This is a genomic window from Alteribacter keqinensis, from assembly GCF_003710255.1.
GTDB classification, from domain to species: Bacteria; Bacillota; Bacilli; order Bacillales; family Salisediminibacteriaceae; genus Alteribacter; species Alteribacter keqinensis.
Map to the genome: position 1 here is coordinate 2360624 of NZ_RHIB01000001.1, position 14770 is coordinate 2375393.

General features: G+C 45.0%; 13 protein-coding genes and 1 tRNA gene. 5 read left to right on the plus strand and 9 right to left on the minus strand.

Annotation, left to right across the window (positions count from 1 at the left end):
• Window positions 1–105: 105 nt before the first annotated feature.
• The 3 genes from EBO34_RS11385 to EBO34_RS11395 are packed head-to-tail and all read right to left on the minus strand — an operon-like array spanning window position 106 to window position 3852.
• Window positions 106–1806 (minus strand): ABC transporter substrate-binding protein, encoded by a 1701-nt coding sequence (locus tag EBO34_RS11385; protein WP_122898339.1) that lies wholly within the window; start codon window positions 1804–1806, stop codon window positions 106–108.
• Between the two features lie 50 nt (window positions 1807–1856).
• The gene (locus EBO34_RS11390; RefSeq protein WP_122898341.1) at window positions 1857–2840 is read right to left on the minus strand and encodes an ABC transporter ATP-binding protein; all 984 of its coding nucleotides are present in this window, start codon (window positions 2838–2840) and stop codon (window positions 1857–1859) included.
• The gene (locus tag EBO34_RS11395) at window positions 2833–3852 is read right to left on the minus strand and encodes an ABC transporter ATP-binding protein (RefSeq protein ID WP_122898344.1); all 1020 of its coding nucleotides are present in this window, start codon (window positions 3850–3852) and stop codon (window positions 2833–2835) included. The genes EBO34_RS11390 and EBO34_RS11395 overlap by 8 nt, the downstream gene beginning before the upstream one ends.
• Before the next feature lie 347 nt (window positions 3853–4199).
• Between EBO34_RS11395 and EBO34_RS11400 the strand changes: the two genes are divergently transcribed.
• From EBO34_RS11400 to thrB, 4 genes are all read left to right on the plus strand, one after another.
• Window positions 4200–5153 carry a calcium/sodium antiporter gene (locus EBO34_RS11400; RefSeq protein ID WP_122898346.1) on the plus strand — a complete coding sequence of 318 codons (954 nt, stop codon included), beginning with the start codon at window positions 4200–4202 and terminating at the stop codon, window positions 5151–5153.
• A gap of 193 nt (window positions 5154–5346) precedes the next feature.
• The gene (locus EBO34_RS11405; RefSeq protein WP_122898348.1) at window positions 5347–6642 is read left to right on the plus strand and encodes a homoserine dehydrogenase; all 1296 of its coding nucleotides are present in this window, start codon (window positions 5347–5349) and stop codon (window positions 6640–6642) included.
• 1 nt (window position 6643) lies between these two features.
• The gene (gene thrC / locus EBO34_RS11410) at window positions 6644–7705 is read left to right on the plus strand and encodes a threonine synthase (protein ID WP_122898350.1); all 1062 of its coding nucleotides are present in this window, start codon (window positions 6644–6646) and stop codon (window positions 7703–7705) included.
• Window positions 7702–8622: a homoserine kinase gene (gene thrB, locus EBO34_RS11415; RefSeq protein WP_122898352.1), complete on the plus strand. Its 921-nt coding sequence runs from the start codon at window positions 7702–7704 to the stop codon at window positions 8620–8622. Before thrC ends, thrB begins: the two co-directional genes overlap by 4 nt.
• Window positions 8623–8971: 349 nt before the next feature.
• On the opposite strand, the gene EBO34_RS11420 is transcribed toward thrB, so the two are convergent.
• The 3 genes from EBO34_RS11420 to EBO34_RS20710 all read right to left on the minus strand — a co-directional run bounded on the left by EBO34_RS11420 (window position 8972) and on the right by EBO34_RS20710 (window position 10171).
• Complete coding sequence (locus EBO34_RS11420) at window positions 8972–9586, minus strand: cell wall hydrolase (protein ID WP_122898354.1); 615 nt, start codon at window positions 9584–9586, stop codon at window positions 8972–8974.
• 266 nt (window positions 9587–9852) lie between these two features.
• Window positions 9853–9928, minus strand: a tRNA-Ala gene (locus EBO34_RS11425).
• An 84-nt stretch (window positions 9929–10012) separates the two neighbouring features.
• Window positions 10013–10171 (minus strand): hypothetical protein, encoded by a 159-nt coding sequence (locus tag EBO34_RS20710; RefSeq protein ID WP_183163824.1) that lies wholly within the window; start codon window positions 10169–10171, stop codon window positions 10013–10015.
• A 98-nt stretch (window positions 10172–10269) separates the two neighbouring features.
• Between EBO34_RS20710 and EBO34_RS11430 the strand changes: the two genes are divergently transcribed.
• Window positions 10270–11283 carry a potassium channel family protein gene (locus EBO34_RS11430; protein ID WP_122898356.1) on the plus strand — a complete coding sequence of 338 codons (1014 nt, stop codon included), beginning with the start codon at window positions 10270–10272 and terminating at the stop codon, window positions 11281–11283.
• 48 nt (window positions 11284–11331) lie between these two features.
• On the opposite strand, the gene EBO34_RS11435 is transcribed toward EBO34_RS11430, so the two are convergent.
• The 3 genes from EBO34_RS11435 to EBO34_RS11445 form a co-directional block, all read right to left on the minus strand.
• On the minus strand, window positions 11332–11754 hold the full coding sequence (locus EBO34_RS11435) for a YugN-like family protein (RefSeq protein ID WP_122898358.1): 423 nt from the start codon (window positions 11752–11754) through the stop codon (window positions 11332–11334).
• A 289-nt stretch (window positions 11755–12043) separates the two neighbouring features.
• Complete coding sequence (locus EBO34_RS11440; protein WP_122898360.1) at window positions 12044–13396, minus strand: glucose-6-phosphate isomerase; 1353 nt, start codon at window positions 13394–13396, stop codon at window positions 12044–12046.
• Between the two features lie 156 nt (window positions 13397–13552).
• Window positions 13553–14719: an iron-containing alcohol dehydrogenase gene (locus tag EBO34_RS11445; RefSeq protein ID WP_122898362.1), complete on the minus strand. Its 1167-nt coding sequence runs from the start codon at window positions 14717–14719 to the stop codon at window positions 13553–13555.
• Between the last annotated feature and the right edge of the window lie 51 nt (window positions 14720–14770).

Consider the following 14770-nt stretch of genomic DNA (forward strand, 5'->3'; position numbering starts at 1 on the left):
GCATTCACCTGGCTTCCATTTGAACGTTATGTAAGTCTTGTTTTAAAAAAGGATAGAGAGAGAGGATCAAGAACGTCCCCTCTCAGACTCCTTTTCACTATGAAATTAGTTAGTAAGCTCAACCTCTAATAACGCTTCACTTGTAGACGGGTGAGGTACATACCCTTGAACTCTGTCACTTCCTGCCAGTACAGGAGTTGTGTGCACAAGTGGAATTAATGGCGCATCATCATGGACGACTTCCTGTGCTCTTTCATAAAGCTCAGCACGCTCATCTTCATCCACGCTTACTTTCGCCTGGTTAAAGAGATCATCCGCTTCGTCGCTTCGGTAGAAAGTACGGTTACCACCTGGAATCGCACTAGAGTGAAGCAGGTTTCCGAAGAAGTAATCCGGATCACCGTTTGTACCGGACCAGCCAAGCATGAACACGTCCTGCTCACCTTGTTCTGTTCTTTCAAGATACGTTGCCCACTCCATGGAAACAATGTTCGCAGTTACACCAATAGCAGCGAAGTTTTCCTGAAGAACCTCGGCAGCACGCTGCGGATCCGGCATATACGGACGTGCAACAGGCATTGTCCAAAGGTCAAATTCCATACCGTCGGCATGACCTGCTTCTTCAAGCAGTTCCATGGCACGGTCAGGATCGTATTCGTATTCTTCGATAGCATCGTTGTATCCCAGGTATCCAGGAGGAATAATGTTTTTCGCAGGTTCTGCAAGTCCCGCATAAAGAACAGAGATTAGCGTTTCTTTATCAACAGCATGGTTAAACGCCTGACGTACAAGAACATCATCAAACGGCTCTTTGTCCATGTTAAAGCCCAGGTAACCAATGTTGTTTGTTGTACGTTCAAACACAGTTAATCCATCTTCACTTTCAATTACTTCAACATCATCAGGATCTAGACCGTCCATCATGTCGATCTCGCCTGTTCTAAGAGCTGTAAGTCTTGCAGAGTTATCAGGAATTACAGTAAAGATAACACTGTCAAGCTTAGGAAGACCTTCCTGCCAGTAGTCTTCATTTTTCTCAAGAACAATCTGATCGTCACGAGTCCAGCTTACAAATTTAAACGGACCTGTTCCGACAGGGTTTTCATTAATCGCACTTCCATACTCCTCAAAAGCTGCAGGAGAGGTGATGGAGAAATAGCTCATGCCCATGTTCTGAATGAAAGATCCAAGCTGCTCATTAAGAACAAATTCAACTGTGTAGTCATCTACAACGTTAATTTCTGAGATTACGTGACCGTCATCTCCTGCGAAACCGCCAAACTGAGTTCCATATACACTGTATGTGTATCCTTCGTCAGCAAAGTGGTACTCATGATCAGGGTCAGCCCATCTTTCAAAGTTCAACTTAACAGCATCAGCGTTAAAGTCCGTTCCATCATGGAACGTTACGCCTTCTTCTAAGTAAAATGTGAACGTCAGACCGTCATCGGAAACGTCCCAGTCGTGTGCAAGCCCCGGGCCGATTTCAAACGAGTCATCGTCGAACTTCAATAAACTTTCATAGATTTGCTCGGTTACACGGGAGGATTCCCCGTCAGTTACACTTGCATAGTCAAGACTTACAGAGTCACCGCCGCGGGCGAAGATTAATGTCTGGTCTTCAGCCAGGTCCGAAGATTCTGCACCATCGTCTCCTGCATCCCCATCATCAGCGTCATCATCTGTTGTTTCTCCGCTGTCTTCCCCTGCTTCTCCACCATCAACGTCTTCGTCTCCACCACATGCAGCCATTACAGCTACAAGAGCAATTGAGAGAAGCAACAACCAAAGACTTTTCTTCCCCATCTTGTTTCCCCCTTCATTTTTTAAGCTTAAATTATAAAACTTGCAGCCTGTCAGTTCTTTACGGTTTCATCGTAGAGATGGCAGGCCACAAAATGGTTAACAGAATGTTCTTTAAATTCCGGGCGTACTTGTTTACACACATCCATTGCTTCCGGACATCGTGTATGAAAAGCGCATCCTGAGGGCGGGTTTGACGGACTTGGCACGTCCCCCTGTAAAATGATGCGTTCCTTTTTCACATCCGGATCCGGGTTCGGTACAGCTGAGAGAAGTGACTTCGTATATGGATGAAGCGGATTGTCATACAAATCTTCATTATCCGACAGTTCTACCATACGTCCGAGATACATCACCCCGATACGGTCACTGATATGTTTAACAACACTGAGATCATGGGCAATAAACAAATAGGTCAGCCCAAACTCCTCCTGCAAGTCTTCCATGAGGTTTAGTATCTGAGATTGAATAGATACATCCAGGGCCGAAACCGGCTCATCACAGACAATGAGTTTTGGATTTACAATCAATGCCCGGGCAATACCGATCCGCTGACGCTGTCCCCCGCTGAACTGGTGAGGGTATCTCGATGCATGCTCTCCCGGGAGGCCGACAACTTCAAGAATCTCCCGGACTTTTTTTCTCCGTTCCTCTTTATCTCCGATACCGTGAACGATCAATGGTTCACCGAGAATCTTTTCTACTTTATGACGCGGATTGAGTGACGCATAAGGATCCTGGAATATGATCTGCATATCCCTGCGCATCTTCCGCATTGCGTCCTCACTAAGCCCGGTAATGTCTTTTCCCTCAAAGAGGACTTGTCCGTCCGTTGGCTCTGTCAGTCTGAGGAGTGCTTTTCCCGTTGTGGATTTTCCACAGCCGGACTCTCCTACAATTCCGAGGACTTCTTTTTCATATACGGTAAAGGAAACGTCATCAACGGCCTTTACTTCACCGACCTTTTTTGAAAAAACGCCGCCGGTGACGTCGAAATATTTCTTTAAACCTTTGACTTCAAGTAATGGTTTAGACATGAGTCGCTTCCACCTCTTTCTTTTCATAGAGGAAACAGCGGCACGTGTGTGTCTCACTCATTTCAAGGAGTTCAGGGTCTTCTTTAAAGCATCTGTCAAAGGCATGCTCACACCTCGGGGCAAAGCGGCAGCCCGCAGTAATGCTTCCCGGTTTTGGAACATTACCCGGAATCGAGTACAGGCGCTCGTTACGCTTGTCGATCTTCGGAAGCGATTTAATCAACCCCTGGGTGTAAGGGTGCTTCGGCTCCTTTAAAATCGTTCTTACAGTCCCTTTTTCCACGACTTTTCCTGCGTACATAACAACGACTCTGTCACACATTTCCGCTACTACGCCGAGGTCATGAGTAATGAGCATGATTGCTGTTCCTTTTTCCTTGTTGAGCTTTTTCATCAATTCCAGGATCTGGGCCTGAATGGTAACATCAAGAGCTGTTGTGGGCTCATCAGCAATAAGCACTTCAGGATCACATGCCATGGCAATCGCAATCATCACACGCTGACGCATCCCGCCTGACAGCTGGTGTGGATATTCATCCACAATTTCTTCTGCCCTCGGGATTCCTACAAGTTTCAGCATATCTATTGCGATGGATCTGCCTTCTTTTTTTGAAACAGCACGGTGGTTCCTGACCCCTTCAATAATTTGAAATCCAATCGTATACAAGGGATCGAGAGAGGTCATAGGCTCCTGAAAAATCATGGCAATTTGATTTCCCCTGATCTGTCTCATACGCTTTTTGCTTACTTTCACAAGGTTTTCGGTTACTTCCTTGTTGTTTTTTTTCTGCCTGAAAAGGATTTCGCCTCCAACGATTTTTCCTGGAGGCTTAGGAATGAGGCCCATTACAGAAAGTGAGGTAACACTTTTACCGCATCCTGATTCTCCTACAACCCCAAGGACCTCTCCTTCATCAATAGAAAAGCTGACACGGTCAACAGCAGGTATTTCTCCACGATCTGTAAGAAAGTGCGTTTGAAGCTCGTTAATTTCAAGAACTGGTTTTTTCATGGAAATCCTCCGGTTTCTATGTATGAGGAAAGAATGGAATATACGAAATATCAATATCATTATGTAAAATACTTATTTTTTCTTATTAATGGAAGAATACTATATGTGTAAATATAAATCAATTGAATTTTTATAATTTTAAAATAATTCTGCATTAAAAATGACCTATTTTATCTTCTGTTACATTGTGAACTTTTCGTGATTTAACAGCAAAAATCAGGGCACATCACGGACTATCAGGAGATATTTTTACCTTTGATGTCGAAGAGTAAGGATAAATAACTATTTTATAGTAAATAAGATATTTAAATAGTAATTCCAATTTTTAAAAAGGCCGGTGTAGCCCAATGATGTATATTCTTTTAATTGCAGGATTTATTCTCCTGATAAAAGGAGCCGACTATTTTATAAACGGCTCTTCAAATATCGCCAAGCTTCTCAGAGTTTCCCCTCTTGTCATCGGACTGACGATCGTTGCCTTTGGGACCGGTGCTCCGGAAGCAACGGTCAGTATTATTGCAGCTCTTGAAGGAACCGCTGATGTAACAATCGGTAACGTTGTGGGAAGTAACATTATGAACATGTCTATCGTGATTGGAATAACGGCTATGATATCTCAATTGAGTGTCAAAAGTTCCACGATTAAAAAGGAAATTCCTTTTACTTTTCTTGCGAGTGTCGCGTTTCTTGTCCTGATCAGCGACCGTTTTTTACAGGGAACAAGCGAGAACATTATTACACGAAGTGACGGCATCATTTTGCTTTTATTTTTTTCCATCTTTATGTACTACGTTATTGAAGCAGCAAGAAATTCCCGTGACCCTGTCGTTGAAGATCTGGAAGGACAGTCGGGGACCTGGGGGAAAAACATCCTTATTACCGTGGCCGGTCTTGCCGCCATCGTTCTGGGGGGTTATCTCGTTGTTGAAAGCAGTACAGACATTGCTATCTCATTCGGGATGAGTGAAACACTTGCTGGTCTCACGATTGTTGCGATCGGCTCCTCACTTCCTGAACTGATTACTTCTATTACAGCAGCCTTGAAAAAACAAAGTGAAATAGCCATCGGTAATATAGTCGGAAGCTCGATTTTTAACATTCTTTTCGTTTTAGGGGCAGCCTCCCTTATCACCCCTCTCCCCGTGGATCCTAAAATCTTTCTCGATGCCATGGTCATGATTGCATTAACCGTTCTGCTGTTCCGATTCTCAAGAACCTATTCCATTGTGGGCCGCTATGAAGGCTTGACGTTAACCGTTGCCTACGTGGTGTATCTGATTTATATCATTATCAGAAATTGAAGAAGATTTTCTTCTCCCCAGCTTCCCCAATGCAGCAGGGGATGTAAGCGCAACCATCATCTTTTTTCGATTCCCCTGCTGAAAAAATAAGGAGAAACAGGGTTGTAAAAGAGCTGATTCCCCTCTATAATGTCCTCTATACAAAGACATGTGTCCTTGCACAGAGGACACGACAATTAGGAGGGCAAAGATCATGAACAACTCAATCAATATCGGACTGCTTGGATTAGGTACTGTAGGAAGCGGTGTCGTCCACATTATTGATCAGCATCAGGACAAATTAAAGCACCAGGTGGGTTGTTCTGTGACGATTAGTAAAATCCTCGTAAACGACCTTCATAAAGAAAGAGACGTACATTTAAACGGCTCGCGTCTCACAACAGACGCTGACGACATCTTAAACGACCCTGAAGTAGATGTCATTCTCGAGGTTATGGGCGGTATTGAAGAATCACGTAAATACATCCTTCAGGCTCTTGAAAATAAAAAACATGTTGTAACGGCAAATAAAGACCTCGTGGCCGTTTACGGAAGCGAACTGCTTCAGGCCGCTGCAAAAAATAAATGTGACCTGTTCTATGAAGCCAGTGTTGCGGGCGGGATTCCTATTATCCGTAGTTTAGTAGACGGACTGGCATCAGATAAAATCACAAAAATGATGGGCATTCTTAACGGGACAACAAACTATATTTTAACGAAGATGACGAAAGAAGGAAGAGACTATAATGAAGTGCTGAAAGAGGCTCAGGATCTCGGCTATGCCGAAAGCGATCCGACAGCTGATGTTGAGGGAATTGATGCAGCGAGAAAAACAGCCATCCTGGGCACACTTGGCTTTTCCATGCCAATTGAGCTGGAGGATGTCAATGTTGCAGGGATTTCCAATGTGACTACAGAAGATCTCGATTACAGTCATGAACTTGGACTTACAATGAAACTGATTGGTATTGCGGAACGCACGGGTAATAAAGTGGAAGTGAGTGTTCAGCCGACATTGTTCCCTCATTCCCACCCCCTCGCATCCGTGAACGATGAATTCAACGCTGTCTATGTGTATGGGGAAGCCGTGGGTGAAACGATGTTTTATGGACCGGGAGCAGGAAAGCTTCCAACTGCCACAGCTGTAGTTTCCGACCTAGTTGAAGTAATGAAAAACATGCGGCTCGGCGTGAATGGTAATAAAGTTTCCGAACCTCAATTCGAAAAACAGCTGAAGAGTGATGACGAAATCTTCTCCAAATACTTCCTGCGTATTCATGCAAAAGATCAGGCAGGTACTTTCTCTGAACTCACTTCCGTATTTTCAGAGAATGATGTCAGTCTCGAAAAAATTCTGCAGCGCCCTGTCGAAGGTCAGGAAGTTGCGGAAATCATTGTGACAACACATAAAGTGTCTAAGCAAAACTATGATTCGGTATTAAAAGCGCTGGCTGAACTTGATGTGGTCGATCACGTGAAGAGCAGCTACAGGGTTGAAGGAGGAAAGTAATATGTACTGGAAAGGTCTGCTTCACCACTATCGCGATTTGCTTCCTGTCAGTGAAAAAACGCCATCACTTTCCTTAAACGAGGGGAACACTCCCCTTGTTCCCCTCCCCCACCTGTCAAAGCTGTGGGGAGTGGAGCTCTATGCCAAGTACGAAGGAGCAAACCCAACAGGTTCATTTAAGGATCGCGGAATGGTCATGGCAGTGGCTAAAGCAAAGGAAGAAGGCTATGAAGCCGTAATCTGTGCTTCTACCGGTAATACGTCCGCTGCTGCTGCGGCATATGCTGCCCGGGCGAAAATGCGGTGTATCATTCTGATCCCTGATGGAAAAGTAGCCATGGGGAAACTCGCACAGGCTGTCATGTATGGCGCTGAGATTTATACTATAGAGGGAAATTTCGATCAAGCCCTTAAAATGGTCCAGAGCATCAGCAAGAAAGCACCGATTTCTCTCGTTAACTCAGTAAACCCCCATCGCATCGAGGGACAGAAAACAGCGGCTTTCGAAGTCTGCGACCAGCTAGGCTCAGCTCCAGACGTTCTGGCCATTCCTGTCGGTAATGCCGGTAATATCACAGCCTACTGGAAAGGCTTTAAAGAGTATCACCAGGCTCATCAGTCAGGCCTTCCCCGCATGCACGGCTTCGAAGCAGAAGGCGCTGCTGCCATTGTCCGGGGCCGGGCCATCGAAAACCCGGAAACGGTTGCCACTGCCATCCGCATCGGAAACCCGGCAAGCTGGGAACACGCAGTGAATGCCTCTCAGGAGTCCTCAGGAACAATCGATGAAGTAACAGACACCGAGATATTGTCAGCCTATAAAGAACTGGCACGGGAAGAAGGCGTCTTTTGCGAGCCTGCATCTGCCGCATCCCTTGCAGGAGTGAAAAAGCAGGTTCAATCAGGAAAGATTGAAAAAGGAGCCAAGGTTGTTGCCGTCTTGACAGGGAACGGATTAAAAGACCCAAATTGTGCAATCGAAAGCTCATCCTTTAAAGCAGAAGTCCTTCCTAATAATGAAGAAGCCATCTTTGATTTGATCAAGGAGCGTGTGAAGCAATGAACCGGGACCAGGTGATCACGATAACCGTTCCCGGCAGTACAGCCAACCTTGGTCCCGGCTTCGACAGCGTAGGAATGGCTGTGAATCGTTATCTGACCCTGACAGCTTCGCCTGGAGAACACTGGTCCTTTCTTTCCAGTTCTTCCTCCTTGAAGGGACTGCCCGAGGGAGAGGATAACCTGATCTATCAAGTGGCTTCCCAGGTAGCAGAAGGGGTTAACCGCAAACTGCCTCCCTGCCAGGTTGAGCTTACTAGTGACATCCCTATGGCCCGCGGTCTGGGCAGCAGTGCTGCGGCCATTGTGGCAGGAATTGAACTTGCAGATGAACTCCTTGCCCTGAACCTGCCGACACGCGATAAAGTGAGGATAGCAAGCTGTTACGAGGGACACCCCGATAACGTGGCTGCTTCTATATACGGAGGGCTTGTAATCGGAACTCACAATGACAAACAAACGGATGTGCTGTCCGGTATTTACCCGGATGTGGAAATCGTCGCTGTCATACCGGAATATGAGGTTAAGACATCTTCTTCAAGAAGCCGGCTTCCGGACAACCTTCCCTTTGGGGATGCGGTGAAAGCGAGCAGTGTAAGTAACGTGCTTGTGGCTGCTCTAATGCAGAACCGCTGGGACGTTGCCGGTAAAATGATGCAGCAGGACCTTTTCCATCAGCCATACCGTTCTGCTCTTGTTCCGGAACTTGAAAAGGTTGTTACACTTACCGCGTCAATGAATGTTTACGGCGTAGCGCTGAGCGGGGCCGGGCCGATCGTTATGGTATATGTACCGAAGGGGTCCGGAGGCTTTGTAAGGCGAAAACTCGCATCCTCATTCAGAGACTGTGACGTCCAGCACCTTAAACCGGACCGTGAAGGAGCTCAGGTAAAAAAGAGTTCCATCAAAGCGATTATGTAATAAGAAAGCTGTCCCAAAATGGTGTTTTTGGGACAGCTTTTTTGTCTTCTTTTTTTGTTCATTAGGACATTCATTCAAGGGGTCCAAGAGGGGTTTCCCATATTATGTAATGAAATCTGGGAATATTACCATAAACTCTTCTCCTTGGCATGTGCTTTTTTCTTTTGGAAGAAAGAATTGCATTTTCGATAGAATAAATTGCTTTTTTGACAGAATAAAATTCATTATTGATAGAATAAAGCTTGTTTTTGATAGTATATCTGCTTCTTGGCGCAATAAATCCGGATTTATTGTGTCAACATTATAGACAGAGCTCCAAAAAATCGAAAATTACACTTCTGCTGCAGCCCTACTCTGCAAAAATATGTTTTCCGATTGTTACAACCGGGGATCTGGTGAAGATCCATGAAGAGGTTGCGATATCCGGATTATAATAATATGTAGAACCTTTTGAAGGGTCCCAGCCTGTGTAGGCATCTCTAACGGCACGGTAAGCATCCCGCTCAGGAGTAAGGTTGTACTGCCCGTCTAAAACGGCTGTAAATGCGTTACGCTGGAATACGACACCTTTTACGTCAGACGGAAACTCATTGTCTCCCACGCGATTTAGTACAACAGCTGCAACTGCCACCTTCCCTTCGTATGACTCACCACGGGCTTCTCCGTGAACCACCTTTGCCAAAACTTCCACATTACTTATTTTCTTCATGGTTCCGGGACCTGCAATACCATCCTGGAGTAAGCCAAAGTCCCCCTGAAAGGCTCTTACCGCTTCGGTTGTCTGAGGTCCGTAGTATCCTGTCTGGTTTGAAGAAAAATAACCTAACTGGGTTAACACATGCTGTACGTCTTTTACTTCATCTCCGGCGCTTCCGTTATGTAAAAGTCCGGAGGCACGTTTTTCGTCTGGTAAAACAAATACAGTTGCCAGTGCGATGATAAATACTGCAATGATTTTTTTCAATGTTCATGCTCCTCTTCTAAATGATGTTTTATATAACTACGAAGAAGAGTTTCCCTTTTTGAGCGGTGCGAAACAAGTTTGTGGTAAATTCCTTCTAAGTTCACCGGATTTTTCCTGTTTAAACTACTTGGTTTAAGACCATGGAGCTACTTGTTTCTCCTCGCGAATAGGGACATCTTTGGGATCATAAAAAAACGACGCAACTCCTCGTTAAGACGAGAAACCGCGTCGTTGTTCACAATGTTAGATGAAGCTGTCAAAAAATATGGTGGAGCATAGCGGGCTCGAACCGCTGACCTCTTCGCTGCCAGCGAAGCGCTCTCCCAGCTGAGCTAATGCCCCATACCGTTTGATCTTACAATAATGAATTATAGACGATACCGAAAGTCGAATCAAGCGTTTTTTTAATAAATCGTAAATTTTTTGTTAGAAAATGACGAATAAGATGTACCAGACGATTCCCGCTATAACCCCTGCCGCGGCTCCGGCAAGTACGTTTTCCTTGATAATCTTCTTATGTTTAATGGCGTCGAATATCACCCATCCGATAAACATTGTAATTGCAAAAACAATTGCCTGTATCATACGTTCTCCCCCCAACCACTACTATCTTACCAAAAGTATGAATGTTTTTCACTTCAAACTGTCAATAATGGAAAGAGGTATGAAGAGGAGGTGGTTCAATGTTCAGGTTTACCAGTGGTCTGATTTCTTCTGCATCTAATCAATTAATGAATATCATTCGGTTATTAACGGCCTTATTTTTAATCATTCTTATTTTTGGAACAACCATTCACTATCTTGAACCCGGCGTTTACCCGGATATGTTTGACGGTTTTTGGTGGGCTATCGTGACCATTTCTACTGTCGGTTACGGGGATTTTGTACCTGAATCCGTTCTTGGCAGAATCACCGGTGTTCTCTTAATCCTGACGGGAGTAGGTATATTTTCTTTTTACCTGACAAACGTGGCTACTTCAGCTATAACAACGAAAGACAACATTGAACGTGGGAAACATAAATTCCATCGAAAAGGACACATCATCATCGTAGGCTGGAATGAACGCACACGGCTCTTACTTAAAGAAATTAAGAAACAAAACGAAAAGGCTCAAGTGGTCCTTGTTGATGAAACGCTCGAGAAAAAACCTTCAGACCTTACCTGGGTACATTTTGTAAGAGGACCTGCAAGCCATGATCAGGTTTTATATAAGGCCAATATACATGAGGCTCATACTGCGATTATCACAGCAGATTCCCACACCGATGAACACTCTGCTGACTCTAAAACCATTCTTTCAATCCTTACAATTAAAGGTGTAAACCCGAAGCTTTATACGATTGCAGAAATCATAACAGAATCTCAAATTATTAATGCCCGGCGAGCCGGTGCCGATGAACTCGTCCAAAGCTCTGTGCTCCTAAGTTCTCTCATGCATAACGGCCCAGAGTGTCACGGCGTAAGTAAATTAATGCTTACTTTGCTTCAGACCGATACGAAAAATAAAATGGAATTAAGAAAACTGCCTGAAGAATGCATCGGGCTTGAGTACGGTGAACTGATTGAAGATTGGAATTTTGACGGGGAACACCTGCTGGGGATCTGGAGAGACGATTCAGCTGAGCTGCTCCCTCCTGACAGTTACGAGCTCAAAGAGGGAGACCACCTCGTTGTACTGGTAAAGAAAAAGAAATAAGACGGCAGCTCATAAGGTCGTTTTTATCCTTACGAGCTGTCATCTTTGCTAGTTCCTTGGGCTGATTTGCATGTCGTGAAGAATGACCTGCTCCAGTTCTTTGATGTATTCTTTTCCCGTTTTAATCCATTCTTCTGGAAACTCTGCATCCGGATCCTGCGGCTCAGAAAACTGATTCGTAAGAGGGTTAGGGTCCTGGACATTGTCGTCAAGACCGCGCTGGTATTTGTGAGCGAGTAAAAACGGTCGTCCAAGCTGAACTTCCACCCCTTTTCGGTCAAGCTCACCGTCTGTTGCAAAAAACGGAAGCCTTACACATAAGTAGCTTGATTCGTCGTTCATAACATAGTCAAAATAGCCGTGGTCATACTCCCATCCCCCGCCAATGACGTAGCCGAGGGGCTTTAATTTTTGTTCAAGCTCAATCAATTCGTATTCTTGGTTTTCTAAGGGAGATTGCACCTCAATCACATCCCCACCTCCAGAACATCGTTTTTGTTAGTATGTTCCGGGGATGGGGTTTTTATTTCAGTTGAGCTGGGTGTTGCTGAACTTGACGAATGGTGTCTAATTCTCTTTATATGGTGCGAAGTTCTTTATAAATAATTTAAAGTTCTCCATAAAACCCTGTTAACTCTGGATAAAAGGTAAGAAGTTATTTATAAACCGTCCAAAGTTCTCCATAAACCTCTCCAGGGAGTTTTCTCAATTAAAAATCCGCCGGCATATGGACGCACCGGCGGAAGAATCTCATCAAAACTTATTTCAATCGTTTTTCAAGCTCTGCTTTTTCTTCTTCAAACCCTGGTTTACCGAGTAAAGCGAACATGTTTTTCTTGTACGCTTCTACACCAGGCTGGTCGAATGGGTTTACGCCTAACATGTAGCCGCTCAACGCACATGCTTTTTCAAAGAAGTATACAAGATAGCCGAAGTGATACTCGTTCAACTCAGGAATGTTTAACACAAGGTTAGGAACGTTTCCGTCCGTGTGAGCAAGCATGGTTCCTTCGTATGCCTTTTTGTTAACAAAGTCCATTGTCTGGCCTGCAAGGTAGTTCAGGTTATCAAGATCGTCTTTAGACTCTGTAAGCTTCATCTCTTCCCGGACGTTTTCAACGTTCAGCACTGTTTCGAACAGGTCACGGCGACCGTCCTGAACATACTGTCCAAGAGAGTGAAGGTCAGTGGAAAAGTCAGCTGCAGCCGGGAAGATTCCCTTGCCGTCTTTTCCTTCACTTTCTCCGTAAAGCTGTTTCCACCACTCGCTTACAAAGTGAAGAGATGGCTCGTAGTTGACCATGAGTTCAACAGTTTTGCCTTTGTTGTAAAGGGCGTTACGAACGGCCGCGTACTGATACGCTTCGTTTTCAGCAAGGTTTTTGCTGCTGTAGGCTTCGCGGGCATCTGCCGCCCCCTTCATCATCGCTTCAATGTCAAGACCGCTTGCTGCAATCGGGAGAAGGCCTACCGCTGTTAGAATGGAGAAACGGCCGCCTACGTCATCAGGGATGACAAAGGACTCGTATCCTTCTTCGTTCGCAAGCTGCTTAAGAGCACCTTTTTCTTTATCCGTAGTAGCGTAGATACGCTTGCGTGCTTCTTCAACCCCATACTTTTTCTCAACATATTCGCGGAAAATACGGAATGCGATTGCGGGCTCCGTTGTTGTTCCTGATTTTGAAATAACGTTGATTGATACGTCTTTTCCTTCAAGTACATCAAGAAGGTCACGAACATATGTGGAACTGATGTTGTTTCCTACGAAAAACACCTGCGGAGTGTTGCGCTGTTCTTTTGCCAGTACGTTGTAGAAAGAGTGGTTAAGAGCTTCGATCGCCGCTCTCGCACCAAGGTATGAACCTCCGATACCCACTACAAGCAGAACGTCCGTATCGGCTTTGATTTTCTCCGCAGCTTTCTGGATGCGGGTGAATTCTTCTTCGTCGTAGTTTACAGGCAGGTCCATCCAGCCAAGAAAGTCATTACCTGCACCTGTGCCGTTATGTAGTGCTTCGTGAGCGGATTCTACTGCTCCGGCCAGGTGATCAACTTCATGCTGGGATAAAAAATCTGATGCTTTTTTGTAATCAAAAGAAAGGGTTTTTGCCATTTCTTATACCTCCATTAAATGAGTATAAAATCACTTATCTTACTCTTCCACGTATCACTTTATTAAAACACGGACAAATAATCAAGCTGATTCACTTTTGTAAGCGCAACCAATAAGAAAAAACGAGACACTCGTCAGGGTGCCCCGTTTTCCTTCCTATAATGCTGCTCTTAAGATCGCAATAACATCTTCTTTTTCCAGCGAATTAAAGTTGCCGAACGGTCCGTTCGCCATTGCTTTATCAGCCATGACTTCAACCTTGCTGTCATCAATGTCGTAATCAGCCAGTCGGCTGGGTGCTCCAAGTTCTGACCAGAACCTTTCCAGACGCTGAATGCCCTCTTCAGCTACTTCAAAATTCGATTTACCTTCTGGGTCGACTCCCCAAACATTCACAGCAAGCTGAACAAGCTTTCGCTCACCTAGGTCAAGGTGGTGTCTGAGCCACTGCGGGAAGAGAATGGCCAGTCCTCCTGCGTGTGGGATGTCATACACAGCGGATACGGCATGCTCAATGTTATGGGATGCCCAGTCACCGCGGGTGCCCATTTGCAGTGAGCCGTTTAAGGCAATTGTACCTGAATAGAGAATCGTTTCACGGAGCTTCACATCATCCAGGTTTTGCACAAGATCCGGACCTGCTTCGATGACAGTATTTAACACAGCTTCACACATCTTTTCCTGAAGAGGAGTGTTTGTCTGCTGGTGAAAATATTGTTCCAGGACGTGACTCATCATATCCACTATACCGTAAATGGTGTGATCTTTCGGCACAGAAAGAGTGTTGGCAGGGTCCAGAATGGAGAATTGAGGGAACGTATGCGGGCTCCCCCAGCCGTACTTCTCCTGTGTTTCCCAGTTAGTAATGACAGATCCTGCATTCATTTCTGATCCCGTTGCAGCAAGCGTAAGAATCGTACCAAATGGCAAAGCCGATTCGGGCACTGCTTTTTTCGTCACGAGATCCCATGCATCACCACCATACTTCGCGCCGGCTGCAATCGCCTTGGTGCAATCAATAACACTTCCCCCTCCGACTGCAAGGAGTACATCGATGTTGTTCTCACGGCAAAGTTCCACACCTTTATGAACCGTGGAGAGTCGAGGATTCGGATCAACCCCTGACTGTTCAGTTACGTTAAATCCCCCTTCGTTTAAAATGCCGGTAACTTCATCATAAATCCCGTTACGTTTAATACTTCCTCCACCGTATACGAGAAGAACATTTTGTCCAAATGGTTTAAGCTGTTCTGCCAGCTGTTCTTTAACTTGACCTTCCCCAAAAATGAGGCGGGTAGGATTCTGATAAATAAAGTTGTCCATTATTGCCACTCCTTTATTGAGCTCAATTTCAATCCCCTTTATTATCTATCA